This window comes from Aulosira sp. FACHB-615, from assembly GCF_014698045.1.
Lineage (GTDB): Bacteria > Cyanobacteriota > Cyanobacteriia > Cyanobacteriales > Nostocaceae > Nostoc_B.
On record NZ_JACJSE010000007.1, the window covers coordinates 198450 to 213945 of the forward strand.

Below are 15496 nucleotides of genomic sequence, written 5' to 3' on the forward strand. Positions count from 1 at the left end.
AATAATGATGTAAGTCTTTTAGACTAGCTTAAATTTAATTTAAAGTATTCAACAAACATAGAAAAAGTAAGATTATTTATGGATGATACTTCACAATTAGCAATTCTCGTAAATAGTACCGACAGTTTTGAAGATTGCTGGCAACCATTCTTTACTCTTTTTGCAAAGTATTGGTCTAATTGTCCTCACCCTATAATACTCAATACTGAAACTAAAGTATTTAGTTATCATGGGTTAAATATACAATGTTCTCAAGTTGGGATAAATGATGAGAGTGGCACAAGACCGAGTTGGAGTGATTGCTTAATTCGTTGTCTTGACCAAATTAAGTCAAAGTACATTCTTTATGTACAAGATGATTATTTTCTTAATGATTATGTCAATACAACTATCCTCTATGATTTTCTCAAAATTATGGAATGTGAAGGATATTCCCACATTCGGTTAAGAGAAACTCTGGGAATTGGCCCATATAAACCATCATCCAAATATCCGTTATTATGGGAGATTCCTCAAAAAGCCAACTATCGGATTGGGTTACAAGCCGGGTTGTGGGTCAAGGATAGACTCAGATTTTATCTTGAGCCAAATGAAACAGGATGGGAGTTTGAACGCTGGGGTAGCATCAGAGCCAGGAAAATTAAAGATTCATTTTTCTGTCAAAATCTTGATTATTTTAATGGTCAAGATAAATATATTTTTCCTTATTATCCCACTGGAATTGTTCAAGGTAAATGGTTAGAGGCGGCTGTGGTTGACTTGTTCAAACAACATCACATAGAAGTGGATTATTCCATTCGAGGTTTTTATCAATTAAATCAAAAACAAAAGCTGATCCAGCTATTGAAAAATCAGTCACGAAAATTATTAATGCGATACATACCATAAACCTGCATAAATATTTTAAGAAATGAAAAATATGAAAATTTTAGTTTCTGCCTATGCCTGTAGACCAAAGATGGGGTCTGAACCAGGAGTTGGTTGGAATATGGTTCAAGAACTAGCTCACAAATGTGAGGCTGTATGGGTAATTACACGTCAAGATAATCAACCCAGCATTGAAGCTGAACTATCCAAAATGCCAGTTCCAGGGTTGAAGTTTGTGTATCATGACTTACCTGCTTGGGCTAGATGGTGGAACCGAGGACAAACAGCACTGTATTTTCACTACTATTTTTGGCAAATAGGTGCATATTTTCAAGCCAGGAAACTACATGAGCAAATTAATTTTAATTTGGTACATCATGTTACCTACGGTCGATATTGTTTTCCTAGCTTTTTATCACTATTACCTATACCGTTTGTTTGGGGGCCATTGGGGGGCGGTGAAGTTGCACCGAAGCCATTTTGGCGTGATTTTCATTGGAGTGGCAAAGTTTATGAAAGTTTGCGGGAAGTTAGCCGTTGGATAGGTGAACGCGACCCTTTTGTGAAAATGACTGCCAAAAGAAGTGCTGTAGCAATAGTTTGCACATCAGAAACAGCTGATTGTGTAAGTGCATTAGGTACAAAACGTATTGAGAAGATATTGGGACAAACAGGTGTTAATCAACAAGATATAGCTCAATTCGAGCAATATAATGTTTCGCAATTCCAAGCTCCTATAAGATTTATCAGTATGGGGCGTTTACTGCATTGGAAAGGATTTCATCTTGGGTTACGTGCCTTTGCAGCAGCTAACTTAGAAAATGGGGAATACTGGATTATTGGTGAAGGCCCGGAACGTCCAAGATTAGAAGCTTTAGCTAATAAACTAGGAATTGCTGAAAAGGTCAAATTTTTAGGAAGTCGGCCTCGTGAAGAAGCACTAAGGATATTGGGAGAATCTTGTGCTTTAATTCATCCTAGTTTGCATGATTTTTCGCCTACGGTTTGCATAGAAGCAATGGCAGCCAGTAGACCTGTAATCTGTTTGAATTTAGGAGGCCCAGCTTTTCAGATTACGGAGCAAACTGGTTTTAAAATTACGGGTAATAACCCTGAAGATGCGGTTAAAGGTATGGCAGAGGCAATGGTTCGTCTAGCTAAAGATCCAGAACTCAGAGCCAAGATGGGACAAGCAGGTCAAAAGCGGGTGAGTGAGTTATACAACTGGGAAATTAAAGCAAATTCTTTAGTGGCACTTTATGAAGATATTTTGACTTGCCAACAGTCTCTATTATCACAAAGTGTAATTCAGACCAAAGAAAATAACGCTCAGGTTATTTAATTAATCATTATCCCATTCAAAATTTCCTCAATGCACATTCTAAGCATTCATAACAATTATCAAATTCGTGGCGGCGAAGATGAATCTCGTGAGGCTGAAGAAAAACTCTTACGGGAAATGGGTCATGAAGTTGATGTTTATCAAGAACATAATGACCGAGTGGGATCTATTGGTGCTGTACCGATGGCGTTGCGCTCTATCTGGTCTCAAGAATCTTACAACATAGTCAAACAAAAACTTCAGCATTCAAAATGTGACATTGTTCATATTCAGAATTTTTTCCCCTTAATTTCTCCTTCTGTTCACTATGCGGCTAAGTCAGAAGGAGTACCTGTTGTGCAAACTTTGCGTAATTATCGCCTATTGTGTCCCAATGGCTTATTTTTTCGGGATGGACTCGTCTGCGAAGATTGTATGGGGAAGTTTATTCCCTATCCTGGCGTTTGGCATGGTTGCTATCGGGAAAATCGTCCAGCAACGATCGCAGTAGCAACTATGTTAACAGCTCATCGCGCTATGGGTACTTGGCTGGAAATGGTAGATGTGTACATTGCTTTAACTGAGTTTGCTCGACAAAAATTTATCGCCGGAGGTTTCCCCGCCGAAAAAATTGTCGTCAAGCCTAACTTTGTGCATCCTGATCCTGGTGTGGGAGATGGTTCTGGCGGTTATGCTCTTTTTGTGGGAAGACTATCTTCCGAAAAAGGATTAGATACTTTACTAGCGGCTTGGAACTATTTGGAAGGGAAAGTTCCTTTGAAGATTATCGGGGAAGGGCCTTTGGCAGAGAAAGTGGTGGAATTAGTCAAACGATTACCCAACGTAGAATGGCTAGGACGTAGACCAATATCTGAAGTGCATAAATTGATGGGAGAAGCGATGTTTTTAGTGTTTCCTTCCAAGTGGTATGAAACTTTTGGTCGAGTTGCGGTTGAGGCTTTTGCAAAAGGTACGCCCGTAATTGCTGCTAATATTGGAGCGATCGCAGAATTAGTAGACTCTGGTCGTACTGGATTGCTATTCTCGCCAGGAAACCCCGAAGATTTAGCAAATAAAGTGCAATGGGCGATTGCAAATCAAGCAAGACTAGCTCAAATGCGTCAAGAAGCTAGATATGAATTTGAATCTAAGTACACAGCGCAACAGAACTATAGCCGGATGATGGCAATTTATGAATTAGCTACTCATCAGAGTTTGTTAAAAATTTCATGAATCTCATCTATAAACAAATTACTATTATTTGAACTTCTATAAAAATCTTTATATTGCAACTATGCAATTTATATTTGAATCCTTTTAATTTTTCCAAATCAACTAGTAACACCTAAAAGGGCCTATGCTCGACAAGACAAGTGTTTATCCTAACAATGAGACAGAAAAATCTTCCATCGCCGATAAATTTCTCAACTGGTATAGTTGGGTACTGTTGGGATATGCTCTGTGTGGACGAGGATTTTCTTACTTTGGTGTTCCTCCTGCTTATATCGGAGAAATTACGCTTATTTTTGGATTGTTTACTTTAAGCATCAACAAATCAATCCCAAAACTTCTCAAACTCCCTCAAGTTTGGTTTTTAATCATATTTATGGTGTGGTGTTGCCTCAATACCATACCTTATGTACCCATATATGGCTTAGATGCCATACGTGATGCAGCCTTATGGTACTATACATTTTTTGCCCTAATAGTTGCCACCTTACTAATTAGTAAGCCACAGCGATTTTTATTTATGGTTGCTCAATATGGGCGCTTTTGTAGAATTTTTATTATTCTTATACCATTTCTCTGGTTGATATCTAGAACAATACCATTACCTAGTTTACCTGGTTCCGGGGCTAGAATTATCTCTCTGAAACCAGCAGATACAATGACTCATTTATCGGGGATTACTGCTTTTTTTGTTGGATCTAGTTTGCTAGATTTTCAACCATTATTATTTACTTTAATGTTTTTTGTCAATTTAGGTGTAGTTGCTTTAAATTCTAATCGTTCAGGAACACTAGCTTTTTTGAATGCTTTTTTTGTGCTGGGAATTGCTAATTATAAAAGTAGTAAAGTTTGGCGCATTATAACTATTATAATTTTGGTTATTTTATTGGTTTTCATTTTTAATCCAGAGTTTTTTGAACCATTAATTAATCGAGTGTTGAGTATTTTTATTGATAATAATGAAAGACAAGGTTCAAAAGAATATCGATTAGAATGGTGGACTTATCTCATCAAAAGCACTTTTTCAGATTATTTTTGGACGGGTCGAGGATTTGGTTTTAACTTGGGAGCTGGTACAGGTTTTGATCCTTTAGGTGATGGGGTTGTACGTAGTCCACATAATGGTCATATTACTGTGCTTTCTCGTACTGGCGTTCCTGGTTTCGTTCTTTGGCTTGTCATTCAGTTAGGTTGGGCTGGAAGCATACTATCAAAATATTTACAGTGCAGAAAAAAGGGGCAGACAAAATGGTCTGGTATATTTTTAACTTTACTTACTTATTGGGTGGCTTGTATGACTGTTACATCATTTGAAGTAATTATTGAAGGCCCCACAGGTGGTATTTGGTTATGGACAATGTATGGGATTGGTTTAGCTGCAATGCAAATATACAAACGTTATCCCCAACTTTTTGATGCAGAAGCTGAATAAATATTCTATACCAACTAATAATTATGAAAATTCTAATTTCTGCATACGCTTGTGAACCAAGCCAAGGTTCTGAACCGGGTGTAGGTTGGAATTTTGTTCAAGAAATGAGCAAATATTATCAGATTTGGGTTTTAACCTCTAACTGTCACCGCTCCGCTATTGAAGCAGAATTAGCACGCAAGCCACCATCTAATCTCAACTTTATTTATTTAGATCCTTTTGGTTGGATGATAGATTGGAGTCAGAAAGGAAAATCAACCCAACGATGGGTATATCTTCACTACTATTTATGGCAAATTACAGCTTACTTTGTGAGTAGAAAGCTTCATCAGAAAATTTGCTTTGATATTGTGCATCACGTAACTTACGTAAAATATAATAGTCCGTCTTTTCTTTGTTTATTACCAATTCCGTTTATTTGGGGGCCTGTGGGTGGAGGAGAATTAACTCCCAAAAACTTTTGGACAAGTTTAAATTTTCGTAGCAAAATATATGAGTTGCTGAGAAACGCAGCTTGCTTAATCGGAGAGTGTGATCCTTTTGTCCACTTAACAGCACGGCGGAGTATTTTAGCTTTAGCAACAACTGAGGATACAGCTAAAAGGTTACGATATTTAGGAGCCAAAAATATTCAAGTATATTCTCAGCTTGGTATATCTCAGGAAGAATTAATGAATTATCCAGAGGTATCTTTATCCTATCAATCTATTATCAGGTTTATCAGCGTGGGTAGATTATTGCATTGGAAAGGATTTCATCTAGGATTATTAGCATTTGCCAAAGCAAATATATCTAATTCTGAGTATTGGGTTGTGGGAGAAGGATCTGAGCGAAAAAACTTGGAAAATCTCACTCAAGAATTAGGTATTGAAAAACAAGTTAAATTTTGGGGTAGTTTGTCTCGTGATCAAACCTTAAGTAAAATAAGAGACTCTCATGTACTAGTTCATCCAAGTTTGCATGACTCTGGTGGATTAGTCTGTTTAGAAGCAATGTCTCTAGGTTTACCAGTCATTTGCTTAAATCTGGGAGGGCCAGCACTTCAAGTTACTGAAGCAACTGGTTTTAAAATTGTAGCAAATACACCAGAACAAGCTGTCAAAGATATTACTCAAGCAATGATATGTTTGGTTGCAGATGTAAAATTGAGATCAAAGATGGGTGAGGTTGGAAAAAAGAGAGTTAGAGATGTATTTAGTTGGGAATTGAAAGGATTATTTTTTGCTCAATCTTATAAAGAAATTTGCGTGCAGGAAAAACTTGCTAGTTTTTCCTAGTTTATGCTTGTTTTATAGAATACTCATATAAAAATAAAATTCAAATAAACATTCACCAGTGTATCCCTCCTCCCAAAAACCCTGACTCTCTAACTTAATAGTATGAGTTCATATCCACCAGTTCATAAAAACAATGAAGCTGTTAATCTTACACAATCGCTATCGATTAACCGGTGGTGAAGATAAAGTAGTTCAAATTGAAAAAAGTCTATTAGAGGCTAATGGGCATGATGTGATTTTACTGGAAGAAAATAACCTAAATATAGTAAATGTTTGGGATACATTAGCAGCAGCAGGGGGCGCAATATATTCGCTTCCATCTAAGCAACTAGTTCAAGCAGAGATAATACGTTTTTCTCCTGATATAGTTCATGTACATAATTTTTTTCCGTTACTATCACCTGCTGTATATGATGCTTGTTATGCTGCTGGAGTACCTGTCATCCAAACGCTGCACAATTATCGCCTAGCTTGTCCTAAAGCAATGCCATTTCGAGATGGCAAAATCTGTGAAGATTGTATTGGTACATTAATACCTTGGTCTAGCGTTGTACATAGCTGTTATCGTAACTCTCATCTTCAAAGTTCTGTGGTTGCTGCAATGACTACATGGCATAGATTAACAGGTACTTGGCATAAGAAAGTAAATGGTTATATTGTTTTGACTCAATTTCAAAAAGAAAAAATGATTCAAGCTGGACTCCCAGCAGAAAAAATTTATATTAAACCAAATTTTGTTTTTCAGCCAAATAAGTTAGAGTCAAATATCCAACGTGATAATTACTTACTATTTGTTGGCAGATTATCAGAAGAAAAAGGAGTTTCTGTTTTAATTGATGCCTATATCAAAAGTCATATATCTACACCATTAAAAATTGTCGGTGATGGGCCACTGCATCAAGTTTTGCAGAAAAAAGTTCAAACAGCAGGCTATCAATATTTAATTGAATTTTTGGGATATCAAGATAAAGTAATAGTGCTAGAATTAATGCAGAAAGCTAAATTTTTAGTTTTTCCTTCAATTTGGTATGAAGGTTTTCCATTAACGATAGTTGAAGCATTTGCAGCTAGTTTACCTGTGATAGTTTCTCAGTTAGGTAGTATGGCTGAAATTGTTGAAGATCATGTCAGTGGGTTATACTTTGAAGCTGGCAATTCAGAAGATTTAGCAGCTAAAATAAAATGGGCTATTAATCATAATGAATTGATGATTAATTATGGCAAAAATGCCAGATCGATTTATGAATATAAATACTCTTCAGAAGTGAACTATCAGCAATTAATGTCTATTTATAATCAATTCGTTCCAATGTAATTGATTTTGAAAAATTATAAAAATTAATTTTTGCTTCGATTAAAAAAAATCAGCCTCAATGGTCGAACAAAATAGTACAGAAATGACAAATATCGAGGTAAAGACACAAAACTCTTGTCTGCGATTGTAGGAACAATGAGATGTTGATAGCAATATGATATTTTGTCCCACGGTTGTTCTATCAATTTTAGATGAAAAAGTGCTGATTTTAATTGGCTTTGTGTAGCAAAATCCGCAACAGGACGAGTTAGTTGAATAATAATTTCAGCAGTGAGACGCTTGACTGATGAGTTATTTTCTATTTTTTGTAAAATAAATTCTGGAAGTGGAGCATCTAAGATATGATGAGCTAATGAAAGTCCTAACAGCAGCATTTTTTTCATTTTTAATTCAATAGCTAACTGCCAAACTTTTTCCCAATTCACATCAGTATAAGTATGTAGTACTTCAGCTAAGTCACAAATTCTATTTAAGTAGAACCAACAGTCTTTACTTCCTTGGGAACAGAGAATCAGGATGAGGTTTTCTATAGAAAAGCTGAGTATTTGTTTACCAGCAAAATTTATTGTTATTGTGTCATTCCATATCCATTCTGAACTGGAAGGTAGGGAGAATTTTTTAGATAAAACCCCTTGGTGAACATCTAAGGTGACTTGCTCTTTTCGATTAATTAAATGTAATTCCCAGTGAGAACGTAAATAAGTTTCTTCGTCTTGACTATTAAGAGATTTAAGATAAGCGGCTTCTTGTTCATTACTGTCTGCGTATGGCTCAAATCCTGCATCTATTAATATTTGTTTAGTTCTCAAAAAATCTTCCCGATGCACAAGTAGATCCAAATCTCCAAAAGATCGACGTGATATATCTCCGTAAGCTGTGGTAGCTAAAATTGGCCCTTTAAAGGGAATAACAGGAATATTATTCTCAGTGAAAATATTTAATATATTGACCAGTTTACTAGCCATGAATAGGCTATGCTGTGTATTAAGGTAATGATATTTTTGTAGTGTGCTGAAGATATTATGAGGAATAGCTTGAGAATCAATTTTATTCAGGCTAATAAATATTAGTGGTAAAACTTTGTGGTAAGCAGCAAGTTCTAGTAGATATTCCCAATTGATTGGTTTTTGTAATAATGTCTGGACTTTAATTAAGTCTTTTTCTTTGATATGAGTACGAGAACAACAAATTAATAGTTCTAGTTCATGAGTCAGATGATTTTCTAATAAAATCGCGTTCATAGCGTATCAGGATTAATATGTGCTTACGAATGTGAATATGTATATTAATTATATTTTATTTAGGATTTTTAGAGACAAAAATAGCTAGAATTTACTCTAGCCAAAAATTTGATAATTTAAATGGTATTTCACTACTGAAAAGTTTATGAGTGAATGACTGACTTAGTTCTTGAGGATAACAACTGCTATGTTTTCATTCACAGACTGCGGAGAGTGATGAGATCCAAACTATCTACTTTGGGAATAGTCACTGTTCCTTTCCGCATCACAGCAGAGCCTATGTAGACATTATTAACATTGCTGTTGGAACGATACATTTTCATCTTGATGTCACCAGCTTGGGCCAGTTCTTCGATAAAGACTGTGACAGCGAATGCTTCTGCTGCACGACCAGATTGAGCATCGCTCACCAATGTGCCTTTTGGATAACCAAATTCAGCAGGAAGAGGAAAGAAAAATTTGTCAGAAGTATAATTACTGATTCCGATTCCCCAAGAACCATCGGGGTTTTTGGCACTAGCTACTATAATTCGGGGCTTTTTGCCAGAACTCCAGGTCATATCTTTTTCTAGTGAACTATAGCTTTTTCGGAATACGGCTCCAATATCAAAAGTGCGGGTTAGTTGCTTGAAGTAATGATATTTCTGGAACAGTTGATATTTAAACGGACTAATAGTGTAAGGAATTAACCTTGTAGAGTTATCTTCGGGATGTGATACTCCATGTCCAATAAACCAAATCCAGTGAGTTACCCGGTTGTTCATATCATTGAGGAAGCGAGAAGCACCAGAAGCAGCTATCAGTGCATCTCCGGGTTCTTCTGGGCCGGTAGTACCAGCTTCTGTTATCCAATATTCTTTATCTGTTCCTTCAAGTAGAGAGCTTATCCAGGGTGCGGCGGCCATGTTGTAAGAGTGGGTGGAAATGGCGGCTAATGCTTTCCATGCTTCAGGGTTATTTTTGATAGCTTTGATGATGCGAACAGCTATACTATCAGCATTTGCCAACTCTGGTGTAACTATTTTGACATCTTTTAAATTACGGTTATCTAACTCTTGGCGTAGTGCTGTAATCATCACAGGCCATTGAGAATCTTTGAATTTGATGGGATTATCATTAGGCTCGTTTAATATGCCTGTTGCGTGAATTTTGACTCCATATTCCTGCTTCATACGATAGATGAAGTTTGCTAAAAGAGCTGCATAGTTAAATATCTCAGTGTCTTTTATGTAGGCACTATCTTCAGACTTCATATAAGGTGGGAGAAAATCAGGCGCTAAGAGCAATGTTGTGCATCCATTTGCTAAGGCATCAGCAATAAATCCTGATTTTACATAAGGATTGACGAACACAGGCATATTTTCAATACCTGGTTGGGGTGAGTATTTATGAGCTTGGAACCATAGCCGGACAACCTTGAATTTGGCATCATTACACACTAATTTTTGCAGTGTGTTTTTTTGTGATTGTGTGAGTTGGGAATATTTATTACCACCAGCAACTGTTGAGCTAAATCCTAACCCTTGAAATGTTTGTCTTGCTCCTGATCTAACTGTAATGTTAATGGGGGTAACTGCTAATGCACCAGAAAATGTTTGTCCCAAAAGTGCAGTAGACGCGACCAAGGAACATAACAAAGAATTAACTTTAGTCATGAATAAAATCTTGAACTCAATAGGGAACACTAAACTTGCTCGGTTTCTCGATATCCGAGAAATTGCGTAAATAAGGCAGGAAACACAATGTGATTCAGGTTAACTTAATATTTATGTGATTGGTACTAGAAAAAACTCGTAACTAACAGAAGAAATATGAATTATTGAGTATCATAAAAAACTAGTAATTATACGCAATAACTAAATTTTCCACTAAAATTCTGAATATTCGTGAAATTCTAAAGCTGTTTATATAAGGCTTTGGGTATCTTTTGTATAATTTTAGATTATATGTAACCTGTAGCACCAATCATCAACCTGATTATTTTTTTAGGTGTTTTTTTGTAGGAAAACTAAATTGTCTGATTTCGTAAGCTATCAGATATTTAAATTACATAATCAAGACTGCTAAAATGCCCAACACGCAAGGGTTGTTGATATTTTTCATTTGCAAATAAAATGTGGTTGAGTAGTTGATTATTTTTATTCGTGTGTAGAAAATAATTTTAATAACAATTAAGATTGCCAAATGTAATATCAAGTTTTTTTACACTTTAATAGACATTGATAGACTTGTAATTAAATTTTTGATTTTTTACTAAGATTTGCGGATAGCATATAAACCTGTCAGACTTACAGTTTGGGGCTAATGCAAACGACTAGGTTCACATCTTACAGCAGTTGGTTTATTGCAAGTAAGGCAGGGTGGGCAATGCTAAAAATTCGCTCAAACCTTGATTTTTAAGTTGTAAGCATTGCCCACCCTACGGTTATTGAGAATGGTGCAAGATATGTGTAGGCGGTAATCTCGTCTTCGCTCGATTACCGCGTAGTTGCGTGATTTCGTGAATTGGTATGACTGTTGCAATATTCTAGAGGCAAAACATCAAAAAGGCTGACCACCAAAATCTAGTAGCAGCCAGCCAGATGTTTTGCAGAAAAATTGAGTTTTAAATTTGGTGATACTTAAGCTTTGGTGTTGTTGTAGCTGGCTACTGCGGCGCGGAGATTACCTTGGTTTTCTGATAATAGTCGATCGCCTGCTTGTTTTTCTAAACCAGTCCAGTGCATTAATAAAGCGAGTTTCACCCATTTACCGCTACGTTCTAGCAGTAGACCGGCAGTTTCTCTACTTAAGCCTGTGAGGTCTTGGAGAATTCGCAAAGCCCGATCGCGGAGTTTTTGATTGGTGACAGCAACATCCACCATCCGATTACCATAAACCTTGCCTAGTTTCACCATTACCCCAGTAGACAAGATGTTTAAGGTCAGCTTGGTGGCTGTACCAGCTTTTAAGCGAGTTGAACCAGCTAATACTTCTGGCCCTGTTAACAACCGAATATCAATATCAACGTCGATACTAACTTGTTCTTGCGGCACACAGGCAATAAATATAGTGACGGCTCCTCTTTGACGAGCCGCATTCAGCGCCCCATGTACAAAGGGGGTTGTTCCGCCAGCCGTAATCCCCACCACTACATCTAATTGGGTGATATGTCGTTGAGCGATCGCAGCTTCGCCGTCTTGAGTGCGGTCTTCTAAATCTTCAGAACTGCGGACTAATGCGCCAGCACCACCAGCAATGATTCCCTGGACTAATTCTGGAGGTGTACAAAAAGTAGGAGGACATTCAGCTGCATCTAATACGCCTAATCTACCACTGGTGCCAGCACCGATATAAAATAAGCGTCCGCCTTGCTGTAGTCGCTCTGCTGTCTTTTCAATGGCTTGAGCTAATTCAACTTTAGCTGCGGCTACTGCGGCTACTGCTTTTTGGTCTTCTATATTAAACAGTTCTACTAATTCTAAAGAACTCAGTTGATCTAAATTTTGACTGAGAGGATTGATTTGTTCTGTGAGAAGATGCCCGCGTTCCTGCAAATCTGCCATTTTTTTGTTTCCTGCGTTATTTGTTATTTGTCATTAGTCATTTGTCAGTAAACAATGACCAATGACTCATCAGCAATAACTAACTACAATAATCCTTCTAGTTTGCGGCGAATACTGTCGAGTTCCGACTCAGAAAATTCTGTTTCTGCGGCGGGTGGAACTTGTTCTGGATAATCACTATCATTGGTGGCGGCTTCTGCTTCCCAGTCGGTTTCCTCGACGTTGAGTTCTGGTGGTACGATTAAATCACTATTTTCGGGAACGATTTCCCAGTCGTAACCAGCACTTTCGCAAAATTCCTTGATTTCTTCTGAATCGATCGCTTCGACTGTTGGTGTTGGGAAATCCTGAGCTTCTAACATCAGGGCGAAGCGCAGAGCATCGTCTTCTGACTCAAACATGAGAATTTTATTGCGATCGCCAACTCGCACTGTGTGAATCCCCTCGTTGTCTGTGTGAGCATTAAAAATTAAAACAAATATACGCATTGGTGTAATCATCTTTTAAAGCTGAAGTATGAAGCATGAAGTATGAAATAAATTGTTTTTAGTCTTTAACTTTCAACCCCCATCCTTTATACTTTTTTATTTAATCATCTCCTCGTTGCCATGCCCATCAAAACCAAAATTAGGGATTTTTGGCTCAATATCCGCAAAATCACTCACATTTTAAGTTTATTGTTGTATTTTGTAGTCAGTCTACTGTTGGTGCTGAGTTCGCCTGTGCTGGCAACTTTACCTGATCATATTTACACAGCATCTTCATTGACAAATGCAACCATTACTGATTTAGAACAAGGTAAAACTCTCTATGATGCTGGACGTTTTGCGGAAGCGGTAGAAGTATTAACTAAAGCAGCCCAAGCATATAAACAGACAGGAGATAAACTTAAACTAGCTACTACCCTCAGTAATTTATCCCTGGCTTACCAACAATTAGGCGAACTGACAAAGGCGCAGCAAGCAATTACTGAAAGTTTACAATTGCTGGAAAATAGTCAAAATTCGCCAATATTCGCCCAATCACTAGAAATTCAAGGTCGTCTGCAACTGTTGAGGGGAAAGCCAGAAGCAGCTTTAATTAGTTGGCAGCAAACTGAGCAAATTTATCAGCAAACACACAATTATAGTGGTGTGGTGCGATCGCAAATCAATCAAGCACAAGCTTGGCGCACACAAGGCTTTTACCGTCGTGCCATTAAAATGCTAGAGGTAGTTAATCAACAGTTGCAATCACAACCAGATTCCCTCGAAAAAGCTGTAGGATTGCGATCGCTAGGTAACGCCTTGTTAATATCGGGAAGTCTGGAAACATCCCAAGAAGTTTTAGCACAAAGTTTAGCGATCGCTCAACGCTTAAAATCTGATTATGATACGGCAGCTACTGTGTTGAGTTTGGGCAACAATGCACGCAAACAAAAAAACAAACCAGATGCGATCGCTTACTATCAACAAGCTATCAAACTATCTACTTCACCTTTAACCAAAGTTTCTGCACAACTGAATTATCTAAGTCTGTTAATTGAAGAGCAAAAACTCACAGAGGCGCTGTCAATATTACCTGAGATTCAATCTCAACTTAACCAACTCCCCCCTAGTCGCAAGGCTATTTATTCCCAGATTAATTACGCCCAAAGCTTGATTAAACTAAAAACTGCGAATCGTCAAAAATATGCTCATCTGGACTCTCAACTGCCAGATATGCGAAAAATCGCGCAAATTTTAGCTAATACTGTCAAACAATCTCAGAGTTTAGGCGATCGCCGTGCCGAAGCCAATGCGCTTTTGAGTTTAGGTCATTTGTACGAACAAACTCAACAATGGTCAGAGGCGCAAAGTCTAACTCAACAAGGGTTAATTTTAGCCCAGAGTAGCATTATCCCAGATATTGCCTATCGTTTGCAGTGGCAGTTGGGCAGAGTACTTTGGCAGAAAAAAAATTTTACAGGTGCGATCGCTGCTTATGATGCCGCAGTCGATACTATCAAATCTATACGGAGTGATTTAGCAACCATCAATCAAGACATACAATTTAATTTTCGAGAGAGCGTTGAACCGCTTTATCGTCAATCAGTCGAGTTACTCTTGCAATCTCCAGCAGGGCAAGAAAATGAGAACATCTTAGATCAAGCACGTCAGCGCATAGAAGCTTTGCAATTAGCAGAAATAGATAACTTCTTTCAAGAAGCTTGTTTAGAAGGTAAAAATATTGTTCTCGATCAAGTTGTAGATATCGAAAATCCCACCACTGCGATTTTTTATCCGATTATTCTCCCGCAACAACTCCAGGTAATTGTCAAACTACCCAACCAAACTCTAAAACTTTACAGCATCAATATTACTCAAGCAGAAGTAGAAACAATTGTTACCAACCTGCAAAAACTCTTGGTGAATCCCACAGCGACTAATGCTGTGAAAAGCCAATCGCAGATTATTTATAACTGGCTGATTAAACCTGTTGAGTCGGAATTATCAGCCAGGAAAGTTGACACTCTGGTTTTTGTACTGGATGGTGTCTTGCGTAACATCCCAATGGCATCGCTTTACAATGGGGAAAAATTCTTAATTGAAAAATATGCGATCGCTTTAAGTGTTGGTTTACAACTGCAAAATCCTCAGCCCATAGTACAACAACAATTAAAAGCTTTAGCAGCTGGATTAACGCAACCTCCAGCAGACTTTCCCAACTTGGCACCATTACCAGCAATTCACATGGAAGTTAATTCGATTTCCAGTGCGGGAATTGCTACAACCAATCTAATAGATCAGGAATTTACCAGCATAGCTCTCGAAAAAGCAGTCAACTCAGTTCCTTTCAATATCGTACATTTAGCCACCCACGGCCAGTTTAGTTCTAGTGCTGACAAGACCTTTATCTTAGCTGCCGATGGGCCGATTAATGTCAAACAATTTGACAGCTTACTTCGCAATCGAGATGAAACTCAAACACAAGCAGTCGAACTATTAGTATTAAGCGCCTGTCAAACTGCAACCGGAGACAAACGCGCCGCTTTAGGACTCGCAGGTACAGCCATCAGAGCCGGTGCGCGTAGCACCCTAGCTTCTCTGTGGCAAATTGATGATGAATCAACAGCTTTGTTTGTTAGTGAATTTTATCAAGAGCTAAACAAAGGAAACATCAGCAAAGCTCAAGCTCTCCGTCATGCTCAACTCAAAATCTTGCAACATCCTAATTACAAAGCGCCTAGTTTTTGGTCTGCTTATGTTTTAATTGGTAATTGGTTATAGTTCAATACGGTTCAGTTAAG

11 protein-coding genes are annotated in these 15496 nt (G+C 37.7%); 7 read left to right on the top strand and 4 right to left on the bottom strand.

The features are described from left to right. The first annotated feature begins 78 nt into the window (after positions 1–78). The 6 genes from H6G77_RS14280 to H6G77_RS14305 all read left to right on the top strand — a co-directional run bounded on the left by H6G77_RS14280 (position 79) and on the right by H6G77_RS14305 (position 7442). Positions 79–888, top strand: coding sequence for a hypothetical protein (locus H6G77_RS14280; RefSeq protein ID WP_190669909.1), 810 nt, complete (start codon positions 79–81; stop codon positions 886–888). Positions 889–919: 31 nt separating this feature from the next. Beyond that, positions 920–2209 carry a glycosyltransferase family 4 protein gene (locus H6G77_RS14285; protein ID WP_190669907.1) on the top strand — a complete coding sequence of 430 codons (1290 nt, stop codon included), beginning with the start codon at positions 920–922 and terminating at the stop codon, positions 2207–2209. Between the two features lie 30 nt (positions 2210–2239). Next, positions 2240–3421 (top strand): glycosyltransferase family 4 protein, encoded by a 1182-nt coding sequence (locus tag H6G77_RS14290; protein ID WP_190871890.1) that lies wholly within the window; start codon positions 2240–2242, stop codon positions 3419–3421. 214 nt (positions 3422–3635) lie between these two features. Continuing rightward, the gene (locus H6G77_RS14295) at positions 3636–4850 is read left to right on the top strand and encodes an O-antigen ligase (RefSeq protein WP_242048186.1); all 1215 of its coding nucleotides are present in this window, start codon (positions 3636–3638) and stop codon (positions 4848–4850) included. 23 nt (positions 4851–4873) lie between these two features. Further along, positions 4874–6127, top strand: a complete 1254-nt coding sequence (locus tag H6G77_RS14300; RefSeq protein WP_190669901.1) for a glycosyltransferase — start codon at positions 4874–4876, stop codon at positions 6125–6127. A 133-nt stretch (positions 6128–6260) separates the two neighbouring features. Then, positions 6261–7442, top strand: coding sequence for a glycosyltransferase family 4 protein (locus tag H6G77_RS14305; protein WP_190871891.1), 1182 nt, complete (start codon positions 6261–6263; stop codon positions 7440–7442). A gap of 23 nt (positions 7443–7465) precedes the next feature. Here H6G77_RS14305 and H6G77_RS14310 read toward each other — a convergent pair whose 3' ends face one another. The 4 genes from H6G77_RS14310 to H6G77_RS14325 form a co-directional block, all read right to left on the bottom strand. Then, entirely contained in the window at positions 7466–8683 is a 1218-nt protein-coding gene (locus H6G77_RS14310; protein ID WP_190871892.1) for a nucleotidyltransferase family protein, read from the bottom strand. Positions 8684–8880: 197 nt separating this feature from the next. Continuing rightward, the gene (locus H6G77_RS14315; protein ID WP_190669895.1) at positions 8881–10338 is read right to left on the bottom strand and encodes a hypothetical protein; all 1458 of its coding nucleotides are present in this window, start codon (positions 10336–10338) and stop codon (positions 8881–8883) included. 966 nt (positions 10339–11304) lie between these two features. Beyond that, positions 11305–12228, bottom strand: a complete 924-nt coding sequence (gene murQ / locus H6G77_RS14320; RefSeq protein WP_190669893.1) for an N-acetylmuramic acid 6-phosphate etherase — start codon at positions 12226–12228, stop codon at positions 11305–11307. A gap of 83 nt (positions 12229–12311) precedes the next feature. Beyond that, positions 12312–12728 carry a DUF3110 domain-containing protein gene (locus tag H6G77_RS14325; protein ID WP_190589825.1) on the bottom strand — a complete coding sequence of 139 codons (417 nt, stop codon included), beginning with the start codon at positions 12726–12728 and terminating at the stop codon, positions 12312–12314. Positions 12729–12836: 108 nt separating this feature from the next. Between H6G77_RS14325 and H6G77_RS14330 the strand changes: the two genes are divergently transcribed. Next, a complete protein-coding gene (locus tag H6G77_RS14330) occupies positions 12837–15476 on the top strand; it encodes a CHAT domain-containing protein (protein WP_190871893.1) in 2640 nt (879 codons plus the stop codon). Positions 15477–15496 lie beyond the last annotated feature (20 nt).

Coding starts and splice junctions, on each gene's coding strand:
- H6G77_RS14285 (WP_190669907.1), top strand. CDS start 920: ATGAAAATTTTAGTTTCTGCCTATGCCTGTAGACCAAAGATGGGGTCT.
- H6G77_RS14315 (WP_190669895.1), bottom strand. CDS start 10,338: ATGACTAAAGTTAATTCTTTGTTATGTTCCTTGGTCGCGTCTACTGCA.
- H6G77_RS14305 (WP_190871891.1), top strand. CDS start 6,261: ATGAAGCTGTTAATCTTACACAATCGCTATCGATTAACCGGTGGTGAA.
- H6G77_RS14310 (WP_190871892.1), bottom strand. CDS start 8,683: ATGAACGCGATTTTATTAGAAAATCATCTGACTCATGAACTAGAACTA.
- H6G77_RS14280 (WP_190669909.1), top strand. CDS start 79: ATGGATGATACTTCACAATTAGCAATTCTCGTAAATAGTACCGACAGT.
- H6G77_RS14330 (WP_190871893.1), top strand. CDS start 12,837: ATGCCCATCAAAACCAAAATTAGGGATTTTTGGCTCAATATCCGCAAA.
- H6G77_RS14300 (WP_190669901.1), top strand. CDS start 4,874: ATGAAAATTCTAATTTCTGCATACGCTTGTGAACCAAGCCAAGGTTCT.
- H6G77_RS14290 (WP_190871890.1), top strand. CDS start 2,240: ATGCACATTCTAAGCATTCATAACAATTATCAAATTCGTGGCGGCGAA.
- H6G77_RS14325 (WP_190589825.1), bottom strand. CDS start 12,728: ATGATTACACCAATGCGTATATTTGTTTTAATTTTTAATGCTCACACA.
- murQ (WP_190669893.1), bottom strand. CDS start 12,228: ATGGCAGATTTGCAGGAACGCGGGCATCTTCTCACAGAACAAATCAAT.